Raw genomic sequence first — 13,771 nt, 5'->3', positions numbered from 1 at the left:
TTGCTGTAAATAAATTAATACAACAAACGGAATTGCAAACTTACACACGCGTCACTGCGTGGTTCAAAATATAAGTACTCGAAAGATGAAGAGTAAAACCACACACGAGGTTTCATGATGGAAAGTCAACAGCATGGCGATCAGCTAAAGCGCGGCCTTAAAAACCGCCATATACAGCTTATCGCGCTGGGTGGCGCGATTGGTACCGGGTTATTCCTCGGAAGCGCATCCGTTATTCAGTCTGCAGGGCCGGGGATTATTCTGGGTTACGCTATCGCCGGATTTATCGCTTTTCTGATTATGCGTCAGTTAGGTGAAATGGTGGTTGAAGAGCCTGTTGCAGGCTCCTTTAGCCACTTTGCCTATAAATACTGGGGCGGTTTCGCGGGGTTCTCTTCCGGCTGGAACTATTGGGTACTGTACGTGTTGGTTGCCATGGCTGAGCTAACTGCCGTGGGTAAATACATCCAGTTCTGGTATCCGGAGATCCCAACATGGGTATCTGCGGCTGCCTTCTTTGTGCTGATCAACGCCATCAACCTGACCAACGTGAAAGTGTTTGGTGAGATGGAGTTCTGGTTTGCCATTATTAAAGTCATTGCCGTTGTAGCGATGATCCTGTTCGGTGGCTGGTTACTGTTTAGCGGTAACGGCGGCCCGCAGGCCAGCGTCAGCAACCTGTGGAGCCAGGGTGGATTCCTGCCACACGGCTTCAGCGGGCTGGTAATGATGATGGCTATCATCATGTTCTCTTTCGGCGGTCTGGAACTGGTCGGGATCACCGCAGCAGAAGCCGATAACCCGGAACAAAGCATTCCCAAAGCGACTAATCAGGTCATCTACCGTATCCTGATTTTCTATGTGGGTTCACTGGCAGTTCTGCTTTCCCTGATGCCGTGGACGCGCGTAACAGCAGATACCAGCCCGTTTGTCCTTATCTTCCACGAGCTGGGTGACACCTTTGTTGCCAACGCCCTGAACATCGTAGTGCTGACCGCAGCCCTTTCTGTCTATAACAGCTGCGTATACTGCAACAGCCGTATGCTGTTCGGCCTGGCTCAGCAGGGTAACGCGCCAAAAGCGCTGATGAACGTCGATAAACGCGGCGTACCGGTTAACACCATTCTGGTCTCCGCACTGGTTACCGCACTGTGTGTACTGATTAACTATCTGGCACCGGAATCTGCGTTTGGCTTGCTGATGGCACTGGTGGTTTCCGCATTGGTCATCAACTGGGCAATGATTAGCCTTGCGCATATTAAGTTCCGCAAAGCAAAACAGCAGCAGGGCGTCGCCACTCGCTTCCCGGCACTGCTCTACCCGCTGGGTAACTGGGTGTGCCTGATTTTCATGGCTGCGGTACTGGTGATTATGCTGATGACGCCGGGCATGGCGATCTCGGTGTACCTGATCCCGGTATGGATAGCCATTCTTGGCATCGGCTATCTGTGCAAACAGAAAACGGCCGGCGCCGTGAAAGCGCATTAATTCTCCCTCCCCCACCTGCATCGGGTGGGGGTTGTTACCTGCCTCACACTTTCCCACTCACGACTGTTTAGTCCATATCAGCGGCGTTATCCTGCAACGCAAAAACACCGGTGCCAGACAATAATTCTCTCCATATCTCATTAATGGAGTGCAGTTGATGGAAACCAGTAAGCTCACGGTGAAAGAAAAGATCGGCTATGGAATGGGCGACGCCGGATGCAACATCATCTTTGGCGCCATCATGTTGTTTGTTAACTATTTTTACACGGATATTTTCGGTCTTTCTCCAGCACTTGTCGGCGTATTGCTGCTCTCGGTACGCGTTATTGATGCTGTTACTGACCCTATTATGGGGGCAATGGCCGATCGTACTCGCAGTAAATATGGTCGGTTTCGTCCATGGCTTCTGTGGATGGCTTTCCCCTACGCATTATTCAGCGTACTGATGTTTACCACCCCGGAGTGGACGTATAACAGCAAAGTTATCTATGCGTTTGTCACCTACTTCCTGCTCTCTATTACCTACACAGCAATCAACATTCCCTACTGTTCACTCGGTAGCGTCATCACCAACGATCCGAAAGAACGCGTCGCCTGCCAGTCGTATCGTTTCGTGCTGGTCGGGATTGCAACTCTGCTACTCTCACTCACGCTACTGCCAATGGCTGACTGGTTTGGCGGGGAAGATAAAGCCAAAGGCTATCAGATGGCGATGGCCGTGCTGGCTTTCATTGGTATGTGCATGTTCCTGTTTTGTTTCGCAACCGTGCGCGAACGTGTACGCCCTGCGGTACCCACGAACGACGATTTGAAAGCCGATCTAAAAGACGTGTGGAAGAACGATCAGTGGGTGAAAATCCTGCTATTAACCTTGTGCAACGTCTGTCCGGGCTTTATTCGTATGGCTGCCACCATGTACTACGTCACCTGGGTTATGCAGCAAAGCACACAGTTCGCAACGTTGTTTATCAGCCTTGGCGTGGTCGGCATGATGATCGGCAGTATGCTCGCGAAGGTATTAACTGACCGCTGGTGCAAACTGAAAGTCTTCTTCTGGACCAACATCGTACTGGCGGTGTTCTCCGGCGCGTTTTACTTCTTCGATCCGAAAGCCACCATGATGATTATGGTGCTCTACTTCCTGCTCAACATCCTGCATCAGATCCCTTCCCCACTGCACTGGTCGCTGATGGCGGATGTGGATGACTACGGTGAGTGGAAAACCGGTAAACGTATTACCGGGATCAGCTTCTCCGGCAACCTGTTCTTCCTGAAGCTGGGGCTGGCGATTGCCGGCGCGATGGTGGGCTTCCTGCTCTCCTGGTACGGCTACGACGCAGGGGCGAAAGCGCAAAGTGACTCCGCGATTAACGGCATTATGCTGTTGTTCACGATTATTCCGGGCGTCGGTTATCTGATTACCGCAGGCGTGGTTCGTCTGCTGAAAGTTGACCGCGAATTTATGCAGCAAATCCAGTCAGACCTGGAAAAACGCCGCGCCAACTACCGTGAATTGAATGAGTACCATGACGTTAAATCGACTGAACATGTAAGGAAAGCCTGATGAATCAGTGGCCGAATCCCTTTATCGAACAGCGTGCCGATCCGTTTATCCTGCGAGACGGTAACCACTATTATTTCATTGCTTCAGTACCTGAATATGACCGACTGGAGCTGCGTCGGGCTGACTCTCTGGAGGGATTACGCACCGCGGAACCCGTTGTTGTCTGGCGCAAACCGGACAGCGGCCCAATGAGTCAGCTTATCTGGGCACCGGAGATCCACGCTATTGCCGGTAAGTGGTACATCTATTTTGCGGCCACGCACACGCAGGCGCTTGATACGTTGGGTATGTTCCAGCACCGCATGTTTGCGTTGGAGTGCGCAGATGCCGATCCGCTAAGCGGTAAGTGGGTTGAGAAGGGGCAAATTGAAACCCAGTTTGATACCTTCGCGCTTGATGCCACCACGTTTAACCATCAGGGGAAACAGTGGTATTTGTGGGCACAGAAATCGCCTGATATTGCCGGAAACTCCAATATTTATCTCGCAGAGATGGAAAACCCTTGGACGATTAAAGGCCAGCCGGTGATGCTCAGCCATCCGGAATATGACTGGGAATGTCGGGGCTTTTGGGTCAACGAAGGTCCAGCCGTCGTGGTGCACGGAGACAAATTGTTTGTCAGTTACTCCGCCAGCGCAACCGATGAAAACTACTGCATGGGTTTACTGTGGATCGATCTCCATGCCGATCCGCTCAACCCAGAAAACTGGCATAAGTCACCGCGTCCGGTCTTCACCACCAGCTATGAAAACCGTCAGTATGGACCCGGGCACAACAGCTTTACGCAAACGCCGGAAGGGGATGATGTACTGGTGTATCACGCAAGGAATTACACCGAAATAGAGGGGGATCCGCTGTATGACCCGAATCGCCACACCCGACTGAAGCTTGTACGCTGGGATGAGAACGGCATGCCGGATTTTGGCGTGCCGCCTGTCGATACGCTTTAAAATGTTTGCCCGGTGGCGCTGCGCTTACCGGGCCTACACTTTTTTCCATTGTAGGCCGGATAAGCGTTAGCGCCATCCGGCACAACGCTACACTAATGTCCCATAAATTGTCAGCAGCGCAATCACCACAACCACGACAAACGACGTTTTCTTCGCCATTGCAACGGCTGCTTTCGGCGTTTCGACCTTATCAGTATGCGGCTCACGCGCTAGCGAGAACTGCGCCAGACGGGTCAACACCTGATACTGCGAAGTATGTATATCCGCCAGCGATGCAAACCAGGCGGGCAACGCCTTCTCACCGTGTCCTAACAGCGCATAGACCACCCCCGCCAGACGTACCGGAACCCAGTCCAAGATATGCAGGATCGCATCAATACCTGACTGCAGACGCTGATGCGGTGTCTGGTAGCGCGCCAGCCAGGACTGCCACGCACGCAAAAAGGCATAGCCGACCAGCGTCACCGGTCCCCATGGACCACCGACGATCAACCAGAATAACGGCGCCAGATAAAAACGGAAGTTGTTCCATAACAGCGCATTTTGTAGCTCACGCAGAAACTCTCGTTCATCACAATCCGGCGGCACGCCATGAATCAGCGTCAGTTCGCTGGCCATCGCCTCACGGGCGTGCGCATCATTCCGTGAAGCCGCATTCAGGTAGGCATGATAATGAAGGCGCACCTTGCCAGCACCGATGCACAGCAAACCAATTAAGATCCACACCACCAACAGCGGAACATTAAATAACAGCCCATGCAGCGCACGCAGCAACAGGAATGTCACCGCCATCGCAATAATGGTCATTGCTAACGTTCGCGCCATAGAGAAATGCTTAACCCGCCGGAAAAAGGCCTCAATCCGGTGATCAAGCTGCCAGTGCTCACCCAGCTTAAACAAGCGCTCAACAATCAGCACCAGTAATGTTGTAAACAGCGTCATGTCATCTCCTTGTGTGACGAGGGGGTGACCAGGGCGCGAAACCTTGCCCAGTCAAAAGATGGCCCAGGATCGGTCTTCCGTTCGGGCGCAATATTGCAATGCCCAGTCATGTTGCTGGCAATCGCCGGATAACGCTGAATCAGCGTCTGCGTCACGGCAGCCAATTGCTGGTACTGCGCATCGGTATAAGCCAGCGTATCCGTACCTTCAAGCTCAATACCAATTGAAAAATCATTACAGCGTTCACGCCCCTGATAGCAGGAGACGCCTGCATGCCAGGCACGTTTGTCAAAGGGAACATATTGCACGACCTCACCGTCACGGCGGATCAGACAATGGGCAGAAACGCGTAAATGGGCAATTTGTGCAAAAAAAGGATGGGCGTTGGGATCAATTGTTCCAGTGAATAACGCGTCTATCCATGGGCCGCCAAATTCACCGGGTGGCAGGCTAATATTATGCACCACCAGCAAAGAAGGACTTTCGTCATCCGGGCGGCAATCGTAATGAGGAGAGGGAACGCGTCGCGCCTCTGCCAACCAGCCCTCGTCTAACAACATGCAGAATCTCCTTATTGGTGGTGCTCATATCAGGTTCAGGGTAGCATGTTTCTACCTTATGATTCGTTAGCAATTTGGAGTTTTATCATGCCGCCTCGCCGCTATAACCCTGACTACCGACGTGACGCGCTGTTGGAACGCATAAATCTCGATATCCCTGCCGCGGTTGCCCAGGCGCTGCGCGAAGATTTAGGCGGAGAAGTTGATGCCAATAACGATATCACCGCACAGCTTTTACCTGAGGATATGCGTTCCCATGCCACCGTCATTACACGCGAAGAGGGTGTTTTTTGTGGGAAACGCTGGGTGGAAGAGGTCTTTATTCAGCTTGCTGGCGATGATGTCAGCATCAACTGGCATGTTGAAGATGGCGACAGCATTAAGGCTAATCAACCGCTGTTTGAACTGGACGGCCCTTCCCGCGTCTTGCTGACCGGCGAACGTACCGCACTCAACTTTGTGCAAACGCTGTCTGGCGTTGCCAGTGAAGTGCGTAAATACGTCGACCTGCTGACCGGGACAAAAACCCAACTGCTGGATACACGTAAAACGCTGCCTGGGCTACGTACGGCGCTGAAGTACGCGGTACTCTGCGGCGGCGGTGCGAATCATCGTTTAGGTCTTTCTGACGCCTTCCTGATTAAAGAGAACCATATTATTGCTTCCGGTTCAGTGAAACAGGCCGTGGAAAAAGCCTTCTGGCTGCACCCGGACGTGCCGGTTGAGGTAGAAGTGGAAAACCTGGATGAACTGGACGATGCGCTGAAAGCCGGGGCGGACATCATCATGCTCGACAATTTCGAAACCGACCAAATGCGCGAAGCAGTCAAACGTACCAACGGCCAGGCGCGTCTGGAAGTATCGGGTAACGTCACCTATGAAACGCTACGCGAATTCGCGGAAACCGGCGTGGATTTCATCTCTGTGGGCGCATTGACCAAACATGTCCGCGCACTCGATCTCTCGATGCGTTTTCGCTAATCGCTGACTGTTCTGCCCGATGGCGCTTCGCGTATCGGGCCTACAGCCCCCAGCCGTATACGCCGTCGCTCGGCGGTTTATTCGAGCGTCTTCGCAAATACGTTGTCTGATTCTGTAATTTCGTAATATTCATCTGAACCGTCCTTCTCGTTCTATTTTTTGCCCCTCGCCTAAAATCCCTTCGATTTGCCAAAGTAGCGCCAGCTAACTCAAGGAGCAAATCAACAATGGACAAACAACGAGGCTTCACGCTTATCGAACTGATGGTGGTCATTAACAGTAAATTACTGTACAAATACCGCATCTGTTAATTCATCTCTCTCCCACAATGCCACAATCCATAACATATTGATTTTAATACATAATGATATCAAAAGGATTTGAACCATCTTAACCATCACTTCCCATTTTTAGACCCCCTTCTACTATATTTCTCGTCAGTAGAGATCTAATGGCATCTTTTCACCTACGCACTAATAACGTATCCTTTGCTTTCGCCAAAATGGTGGTAATCATCTTTAGAACATAGTAAAAATACTGTTGATTTCTATATAGTTCTACCTCTCCTTTAGTTGTTATTAAGATGGCAGTTTCAAATCAGGAACACATAGGTATCATGTACTAACAGCTTTATAACTTAATCAGGTGCTAACCATGGACTCGAAATCTCTTGTTGAACTTTCCCATGATATACAATCCGGACTAGGAAACATTGACGTTCCAGATTTTGATAACATCAAAACTATCGGAATGGCATCAATACTAGCAATGCATATACGCGGATTGGGAGAAATTGATTATGAAGTTTTAAGGAAAGTCAGTGACTTCTTTTTCAACATACCTTCATATGCTTTAAAAAGCGTATTGGAAGTACTGGCTGAGATAGAATATGTAGATTTAATAACGAAAGACAAAAAAATATTGTCAGTAATTCCAAACGTTCCTCGATTCAAAGATCTCTATCAAGGTGTTGGTGATTATTTCACATTTAGCGATCTCAACGAACATGAGCAAGGCACATTGATAATATTATCTAATCTTCAAAACAAACCCGAAAACAGAGACAAACTAATTCATTCTACAGGCATCGACAATACTCTTTTTTCTCGTTGTTTAGAGATTGGTGAAAAAGGTAACTATTTTAGAAATTATAGAGCTAGAGGAAAAAACATCATAGCTAGCCCATTTTATTTTGCCGATAATTTAGAGTCACTTGTCGATATTTCAGCCAAAATTGGTTCGAATGATATTGATGCTGTTTTAAAAATTATAAAAGATAATCAGGGATGGCCTCTCTCACTGATCGAATCACAATTAGAAATCGGTGGAAAAAAGCTAACAAAAGTACAAAAAGAACTTTTAATTGGTTTTTGCCAAGAGGGTGTACTCAAACCCCCTTCAATTGATTTCGGAAACCAAAAACAAGAAACATTCATATTCACACCGAGGCCCGGAAATATAAAATTGAATGCAGCTAACAGAGAGATTTATGAACGAGCAATGGCGTTAGTTTCTTGCGTTAGGAAAGGACAATTACTGCACGACAAATATAGAATAAGGCTTCCAGTTAGAATATTGGAATCATTAAAAGAAAAAGGTTATCTTAATCAAAATTCAGAAGCTGCATCCCAGTATAGGAATCTGGTGTTTTTGAAGGTTGGAATGCTAAAAGCTAAGGATCATAACAAGTGGGAATTTCATTTAATAAAAACAGAAGAAAACATTGAAGCATTAGATTTAGCAATAAGTCTCTTAAAAACAGGAGAACTTGCAAATTTAGAAGTTGATCAAAATGCAAAAATAGCATTAACACAAGATGAAAAATACATTCAATCGATCATTAGCTCCGCAGAACTTAGAACTAGAGAGAAGATAAAACAAAGCGAGGAAGCAAAAGAACAATTTGAACAACTGATTTTCGAAATGGAGTAATGGTAATGGCTAACTTAGATAAAGACCTAGGTTTGAAGCAAGACGCTATAAGGTTTTGCTTGATAAATGGTTACTTGCCATTTTTAGAAGTTAACGTTGAAAACTATAGGGAACTTTCTGATACATCTACAATTATAACAGATGTAGATGTTTTAGGGGTTGCTTTTGATATAACTGGAAAAACCAGAAAGATAATTTTCGATTGTAAAACCCTTAAAAATACCAGCCCTATTAATAGAGCGTTTTGGGCTTCCGGTGTTATGAATTTTTTAGGCTATGATGAAGCATTCATCATATTAAGAAAGAAAGCAAGTGAGGCCCATAGACTTTCCGCAAAAACAATTAATGTCCACCTTTTTGATGAAGATCAAATGAAAGGATATGCTCAATCATTTTCAATGAATTTCAATATTGATTTAAGCTACTCTACGGACATTAATAATTGGATAAGTATACAGGAAGTATATAAAACAGATAAAACCATCCAAAAATATGGCGAATTTTTAGCAAGTTCGGTTCCTACAGAAAATGATCCAGCGAAGAATTTGAGAAGATTTATTGCTGCTTTACAAAAAGTGAAGAATGAACTAGACCCTCAAAAAAATAAACACAGAGCAATTTACTTGCATAGTCTAATGACATTCTCATATATTATGGCATGCTTAGTGCAGCAACTAAGAGGGTTAATTGATTTTGATTATAATCAGAATGAATTCACAAGACTTCTCAAATATTATATCTGGGGAGGGAAGGATAGCTTTATATTAAGACATAAGATGAGAGAACTAATCTCATCTAATGACAGTTCGATTCAAAATATAGAGCCAGAGTTAAGGAATTGGGATGACTTTATTGAACTCACAAGGAGTCTACTTGACTCTCCTAATGATATAATTAAATGTTGCCATGTGTTACGTGAATTTAGTTTTTTAGAACTATCCATGCATGACATTAAAAAGGATGAGCAACTATCCACTCTAATTTCAGATAATTCAAGAATTCGTCAATTTATAATGATAATGGCTAGATACTTAACCAACTCAATGAAAATGCCAAAAGATTTCATTAACGATCTAGTATCAATATTTGATAGATTGAGATAAAAAGAAGAGCAGGCTCGAATTAAATTTCGTGCCTGCTCACCATATAAACAAATGATAATAACTCATTCAACTAGATTATCTTTAATTCAGAGCAGTAATGATTTTCTTAATAACAATTCCCCTTTCTGAATCCCATCTCAGGAGGCATTCATTTCTTTTTTCACGCGAAACACTGTAGCCCTGCCACAATCGCACAACTTTGCAATCTCATCCGGTGTGTTCTTCCCAGCTTGAAGCATCTCAATGATTTTACTGTGTAATTCTTTGTTCTTTTGCTTTCCTTTATACTTCTTAGCCTCTTTAGCAAGGGCAATTCCTTCGTTGCGACGTGATGCGATCATTCCCCGCTCAAATTCTGCAACGGCTCCCATCATGGTTAAGATTAAACGAGATTGTGGGGAGTTATCGAAACTCATTGAGTTAGCAAGGAACTGAACAGTGATCCCGCGAGCAACGAGGCTATCAATAATTTCCAGCAAATCGCGGGTATTACGTGCGAGGCGATCAATGGAATGAGTAATGAGGGTATCACCTTCGCGGAGGTGTAAAAGGAGGTTCAACAATTCAGGTCGCTCGCTGGTGGACTTGCCTGATTCTTTCTCTGTAACAATTTTGTCACAAATAGGTTCCAGTACTGCCAACTGACGCTCAAGATTCTGATCCTTTGTTGAGACTCTCGCGTAACCAAAAATCATTTCCCTGCCCTCACCGCTGATAAGTATCATTTAAATTAACTAAATGATACGGTATCATTTAAATTCTTTCAATGTCTAAATGATACTAAACGAGACAAGAAAAACGGGTATCGTTAGGGAGTACCCAAAAGAGACACATTGGTTACAACAATCGAGTATAAAATTGCTTTTTTAGCTGGAAAAAAGAAAAAGGGCACATTTATAAATGTGCCCTTTTAGATAGATGAGATGTTTACGCCGGTACGCCACTTCTTCCACGATGGGCATTGATTCGGTTGTAAACACTTTGAAGGCCAATTCCCAAGAAATTAGAAATATCTTTTGCAGAATAACCTTGATCGTACAGTGCTTGCATCATCAAGTCCTGATCCCGACGGGGAGCCGTTTTGAACATTTCTTTCGTCAATGCAGCATGAATACCAAAACCAAACATATCTACCTCCATGGATAAAGAAAGCAATAGCAAACTAACATGCACATCTCAAAAGTCAATAATGTTTCGATAATGAATCAGATCAAAAAACAATCAAAACAAACTTTAACTATATGTTTTTATTAAAAAAAATTAATTATAAGTTTATTATAGTTCGCTCCCATCTACTACTTACCTAAGACGACTAATCAACAAGGCAATAGATCGTTTTTTAATCAACTCAGGGTTAGTGGAAAGTTCAGTACTGAGAGCTGAGTACACGGCATTTGGTCGGCGGGGTTGAACCTGATGAGGCGAACGAGATTTTAAATCAGGCGGAAAAAAACTGACTGTACTTTTATCTCAGTAAACGATCCCTTTAACTTTTTTGCCAAAAATCGGGATGCCTGGCTATTGATTATTTTGCGACCTAAAGGCCAGTACTTTTAGCGAGGACGAAAAAGCGATTGATGTGCGGCACGAATCCATCATGGAAATCCAGTTCTATTCACTTGTTATGTCAAAATATAAGCCAAACTTTGTTCATTTACTTCAAAGTGTACTCAGTTTGCTCTTAATCTCATCAGTAATTGCTGAGTGATTTGACTCATAGATGATTTTAAGTGCTTCCAAGTTACTGTCATTTTCGAATACTCGTCGCATTGAAGATGCCTTTGTTCTTGCAGTACTTTCCTTCCATTCTGGATGTTCAGCCATCATTTTCTTAACAAGATTAGTTGCGTCCATTCCACTTTTAACACATTGATAGTATTCAATAAAAGTCTGCATTCCTATTGTTTGTACATTACGGATAATGTTTGAATCTGGTTTTACCGTGTTCTCTTTACTTGAACTTTCTGTGTCTAGTTCAAAAAATTCAATGAGGTCTGTTACGCGTGGGTCTTTTAGTAATAAATTGCTTATCCTTAAAGTATAGCCATTTTGATGTTTATTATAAAACCCATATTCCTTCACTAATTCATGAGGTATGGAAATAGCGTAACGAATTGAAAAATCATGATTGTATATTACGGCAATGAGTTCATCGAACTGATTAAGTTCATAATTCCTGATAATTCCAAGTACTAATGATTTATTCCTGAGGTTATTTTTCCTGGATTTAATCTGTATTTTTCGACCTCCTGAAGTTGTTGCATCGTACCCTTTAGTGCTCGGAGGAGCTAACTCCATCTGCATTTTCTCAGCAACCAGCCATTCGGTGTACTCACTGACGGGATTGTTACGAGTTCTGATCACATCTCTTCGTTCCAGCTCGTCCAGTGTCAGTTGATTTAGTTGCATCAACTCAACGCAACTCAATTGCGATAAGTCCATTACTAACTCCAGAATCTCATTTTCTTTTTCAGTTCTTCAACTTTCAGTGTTTCACTCCCACGATGAACCATCGCGTGGCAGTTTGGGCAAAGGGGAATCATGTCAGTCACTGGATCGACAACGTAATTTTCACCAATCGTATGCAAGGGCTTTATGTGGTGCACATGAATGAACCCACGACCATGTTCACCATAGACCTTCTCAAAGTCAAACCCACAACATTTACATGTTGTGCCGTGATGCTGTATGCAAGCATGGCGAGCTTTGGGATCACGCTCGTAGTAGTTGACTGTTACCTGCGTTTTCGCACCTTCAACAAAACACTCTCCTGAAGGGATTTCATCAGGGAATGGATTGGGCATAAAATCTGCGTACCATATTTCCCCTTCTTTTCGTAGATAACGTTTGTTCAATTTTCGCTCAAAATCTTTGATTACTGCGACTTCAGGGTTATCTGGATGTTCAGAGAAAACCATGTTGAAGGTGAACAATTCATAGCCTTCATGAACTAAGCGGATGTGCTCCAATGCCTGTGTATAGCCCGGTTGTCTTTTGTTATTTGAGTTGTACTCCCAACGCTCCCGGAGAATAACAGACCTCTCTTGATCACTTTCAACATCCCATGACCCAAAAATGACCATTTTCTTTTCATGATTAACAAACGACCAACTCCAAGTCCAGTTATTACAAGTAGCCCCGAGTGACTGGATGAATTGCTTCCGGTTCATATCTAATCCTTCGTGCATGTCGCTGATATAAAATATCTTATGTTATTGGAGAAGTATGAGTCCTTTTCTGTAATACTGCGAGCATTTCTTGTGCTGAAAGGCCGCTTTCACGGCCTTGTTTAACACCGTATTCACTAAGAACGCTCAAGTACCATGTACGCTGGCTGACACATGCTTCCACGTTCCTGTAGCCAGTAGTAATCAAGATCAGCTACACGCACGTCCAATCCAGAATCAACACGGTTGATCTGTAACCGTAGCCCTACAACATCCTTGTACGACAAACCGGATTTAACATTGTACTGGTACTTAACCCCGCTTTCTTCCTCAAATGACTTAAGATAAGGGGTGATTTGCTTCTGGATTTCTTTAAGACAAACAACTTCATTACCAACAACAAAGGGCTTTTCTGGCTTCCCATCGGGAATAGTAGTCGCAATTGCAGTTAATGGGATTATCGTTAAAAGTACTGATAATATTCTTATCATCATTTCTTCCCCTGATACAAGATTACTATTTTGAGCAAATCTGTGTAATTGTTCCATTATGGTTAAAATCAACGAGAATTACTTTTATTGTATTATCATTAAGCATCGATACAAAATAGTTACTTGATGAATTCCCATACTTTCGTGATCCATCATCTGCGGTTTCATTGAATTTAGCAGTGTCAGTACTGTCTTTATCACCTGGAATTGGCATTCTACTGATCAGCTTATCATCTGAGATTGTATATTCAACTAAAATACTTTTATCTGAATAGTAACCAGAATTATGTTTTGTTCCTTGTCGAGTTTGGGTTATCGCATCAAATTTATCGCATTTATAAATATCGGCTTTTTTCGTTTCCGTGCTGCCAGTCGTTGAAGCCTTAGCATTAATATCAGTACTTTTATCTTGTGAAACAACACCGGAACCAATTCCTACTGAGACAACAAAAACAATAAAGCTCATGACTAACGCTGCAATCGAAGTACGGAACTTTCCCCGACCTTTATTTCTGGAATAGTTTGAAACTTTCCTGAAAGTAAGTACTGCTAGGATCACACAAATGATGAAAACAACAAGCCCGGCCATAAAA

Annotated in this window: 15 protein-coding genes; 7 read left to right on the top strand and 8 right to left on the bottom strand. The window is 44.4% G+C overall.

Annotation, left to right across the window (positions count from 1 at the left end; all coding sequences use genetic code 11):
• Window positions 1-114 precede the first annotated feature (114 nt).
• The 3 genes from aroP (at window position 115) to RYZ59_RS09665 (ending at window position 4,002) form a co-directional block, all read left to right on the top strand.
• Window positions 115-1,488, top strand: a complete 1,374-nt coding sequence (gene aroP, locus RYZ59_RS09675; RefSeq protein WP_318047468.1) for an aromatic amino acid transporter AroP — start codon at window positions 115-117, stop codon at window positions 1,486-1,488.
• 157 nt (window positions 1,489-1,645) lie between these two features.
• Window positions 1,646-3,052, top strand: coding sequence for an MFS transporter (locus RYZ59_RS09670; RefSeq protein WP_318047470.1), 1,407 nt, complete (start codon window positions 1,646-1,648; stop codon window positions 3,050-3,052).
• A complete protein-coding gene (locus tag RYZ59_RS09665) occupies window positions 3,052-4,002 on the top strand; it encodes a family 43 glycosylhydrolase (RefSeq protein WP_318047472.1) in 951 nt (316 codons plus the stop codon). The genes RYZ59_RS09670 and RYZ59_RS09665 overlap by 1 nt, the downstream gene beginning before the upstream one ends.
• Window positions 4,003-4,089: 87 nt before the next feature.
• On the opposite strand, the gene ampE is transcribed toward RYZ59_RS09665, so the two are convergent.
• Together ampE and ampD are read right to left on the bottom strand one after the other, a co-directional pair.
• Window positions 4,090-4,944, bottom strand: coding sequence for a beta-lactamase regulator AmpE (gene ampE, locus RYZ59_RS09660; protein ID WP_318047474.1), 855 nt, complete (start codon window positions 4,942-4,944; stop codon window positions 4,090-4,092).
• On the bottom strand, window positions 4,941-5,504 hold the full coding sequence (gene ampD, locus RYZ59_RS09655) for a 1,6-anhydro-N-acetylmuramyl-L-alanine amidase AmpD (RefSeq protein ID WP_137383708.1): 564 nt from the start codon (window positions 5,502-5,504) through the stop codon (window positions 4,941-4,943). Before ampD ends, ampE begins: the two co-directional genes overlap by 4 nt.
• Window positions 5,505-5,591: 87 nt before the next feature.
• On the opposite strand from ampD, the gene nadC reads away from it, so the two are divergent.
• The 4 genes from nadC to RYZ59_RS09640 all read left to right on the top strand — a co-directional run bounded on the left by nadC (window position 5,592) and on the right by RYZ59_RS09640 (window position 9,520).
• On the top strand, window positions 5,592-6,485 hold the full coding sequence (gene nadC / locus RYZ59_RS09650; RefSeq protein ID WP_318047478.1) for a carboxylating nicotinate-nucleotide diphosphorylase: 894 nt from the start codon (window positions 5,592-5,594) through the stop codon (window positions 6,483-6,485).
• Between the two features lie 227 nt (window positions 6,486-6,712).
• Entirely contained in the window at window positions 6,713-6,796 is an 84-nt protein-coding gene (locus tag RYZ59_RS24740) for a prepilin-type N-terminal cleavage/methylation domain-containing protein (protein WP_071883250.1), read from the top strand.
• Between the two features lie 343 nt (window positions 6,797-7,139).
• The gene (locus tag RYZ59_RS09645) at window positions 7,140-8,417 is read left to right on the top strand and encodes a hypothetical protein (protein WP_021293063.1); all 1,278 of its coding nucleotides are present in this window, start codon (window positions 7,140-7,142) and stop codon (window positions 8,415-8,417) included.
• A gap of 5 nt (window positions 8,418-8,422) precedes the next feature.
• Window positions 8,423-9,520, top strand: a complete 1,098-nt coding sequence (locus RYZ59_RS09640; protein ID WP_129560323.1) for a hypothetical protein — start codon at window positions 8,423-8,425, stop codon at window positions 9,518-9,520.
• Window positions 9,521-9,657: 137 nt separating this feature from the next.
• Here RYZ59_RS09640 and RYZ59_RS09635 read toward each other — a convergent pair whose 3' ends face one another.
• The 6 genes from RYZ59_RS09635 to RYZ59_RS09610 form a co-directional block, all read right to left on the bottom strand.
• Window positions 9,658-10,215 carry a recombinase family protein gene (locus RYZ59_RS09635; protein ID WP_318047483.1) on the bottom strand — a complete coding sequence of 186 codons (558 nt, stop codon included), beginning with the start codon at window positions 10,213-10,215 and terminating at the stop codon, window positions 9,658-9,660.
• A gap of 232 nt (window positions 10,216-10,447) precedes the next feature.
• A complete protein-coding gene (locus RYZ59_RS09630; protein WP_055322518.1) occupies window positions 10,448-10,648 on the bottom strand; it encodes a hypothetical protein in 201 nt (66 codons plus the stop codon).
• A gap of 531 nt (window positions 10,649-11,179) precedes the next feature.
• A complete protein-coding gene (locus RYZ59_RS09625; RefSeq protein ID WP_055322457.1) occupies window positions 11,180-11,962 on the bottom strand; it encodes a DUF6998 domain-containing protein in 783 nt (260 codons plus the stop codon).
• Between the two features lie 2 nt (window positions 11,963-11,964).
• A complete protein-coding gene (locus tag RYZ59_RS09620) occupies window positions 11,965-12,690 on the bottom strand; it encodes an HNH endonuclease (RefSeq protein WP_055322458.1) in 726 nt (241 codons plus the stop codon).
• A gap of 134 nt (window positions 12,691-12,824) precedes the next feature.
• Window positions 12,825-13,178: a hypothetical protein gene (locus RYZ59_RS09615; RefSeq protein WP_318047665.1), complete on the bottom strand. Its 354-nt coding sequence runs from the start codon at window positions 13,176-13,178 to the stop codon at window positions 12,825-12,827.
• 25 nt (window positions 13,179-13,203) lie between these two features.
• Window positions 13,204-13,767 (bottom strand): hypothetical protein, encoded by a 564-nt coding sequence (locus RYZ59_RS09610; protein WP_160886782.1) that lies wholly within the window; start codon window positions 13,765-13,767, stop codon window positions 13,204-13,206.
• Between the last annotated feature and the right edge of the window lie 4 nt (window positions 13,768-13,771).

The organism is Citrobacter sp. HN-141 (assembly GCF_033341895.1).
In the GTDB taxonomy this organism is placed as follows: domain Bacteria; phylum Pseudomonadota; class Gammaproteobacteria; order Enterobacterales; family Enterobacteriaceae; genus Citrobacter.
Note: the sequence above shows the minus strand (reverse complement) of the source record. Positions and strands in the feature narration are given on the sequence as shown.

What these genes read in the sequence shown, in the direction of transcription:
- ampD (WP_137383708.1), bottom strand. Translation starts at nt 5,504, where the DNA reads ATGTTGTTAGACGAGGGCTGGTTGGCAGAGGCGCGACGCGTTCCCTCT.
- RYZ59_RS09665 (WP_318047472.1), top strand. Translation starts at nt 3,052, where the DNA reads ATGAATCAGTGGCCGAATCCCTTTATCGAACAGCGTGCCGATCCGTTT.
- RYZ59_RS24740 (WP_071883250.1), top strand. Translation starts at nt 6,713, where the DNA reads ATGGACAAACAACGAGGCTTCACGCTTATCGAACTGATGGTGGTCATT.
- RYZ59_RS09625 (WP_055322457.1), bottom strand. Translation starts at nt 11,962, where the DNA reads ATGGACTTATCGCAATTGAGTTGCGTTGAGTTGATGCAACTAAATCAA.
- RYZ59_RS09610 (WP_160886782.1), bottom strand. Translation starts at nt 13,767, where the DNA reads ATGGCCGGGCTTGTTGTTTTCATCATTTGTGTGATCCTAGCAGTACTT.
- aroP (WP_318047468.1), top strand. Translation starts at nt 115, where the DNA reads ATGATGGAAAGTCAACAGCATGGCGATCAGCTAAAGCGCGGCCTTAAA.
- RYZ59_RS09620 (WP_055322458.1), bottom strand. Translation starts at nt 12,690, where the DNA reads ATGAACCGGAAGCAATTCATCCAGTCACTCGGGGCTACTTGTAATAAC.
- RYZ59_RS09615 (WP_318047665.1), bottom strand. Translation starts at nt 13,178, where the DNA reads ATGATAAGAATATTATCAGTACTTTTAACGATAATCCCATTAACTGCA.
- RYZ59_RS09640 (WP_129560323.1), top strand. Translation starts at nt 8,423, where the DNA reads ATGGCTAACTTAGATAAAGACCTAGGTTTGAAGCAAGACGCTATAAGG.
- RYZ59_RS09645 (WP_021293063.1), top strand. Translation starts at nt 7,140, where the DNA reads ATGGACTCGAAATCTCTTGTTGAACTTTCCCATGATATACAATCCGGA.
- RYZ59_RS09670 (WP_318047470.1), top strand. Translation starts at nt 1,646, where the DNA reads ATGGAAACCAGTAAGCTCACGGTGAAAGAAAAGATCGGCTATGGAATG.
- nadC (WP_318047478.1), top strand. Translation starts at nt 5,592, where the DNA reads ATGCCGCCTCGCCGCTATAACCCTGACTACCGACGTGACGCGCTGTTG.
- RYZ59_RS09635 (WP_318047483.1), bottom strand. Translation starts at nt 10,215, where the DNA reads ATGATTTTTGGTTACGCGAGAGTCTCAACAAAGGATCAGAATCTTGAG.
- ampE (WP_318047474.1), bottom strand. Translation starts at nt 4,944, where the DNA reads ATGACGCTGTTTACAACATTACTGGTGCTGATTGTTGAGCGCTTGTTT.
- RYZ59_RS09630 (WP_055322518.1), bottom strand. Translation starts at nt 10,648, where the DNA reads ATGTTTGGTTTTGGTATTCATGCTGCATTGACGAAAGAAATGTTCAAA.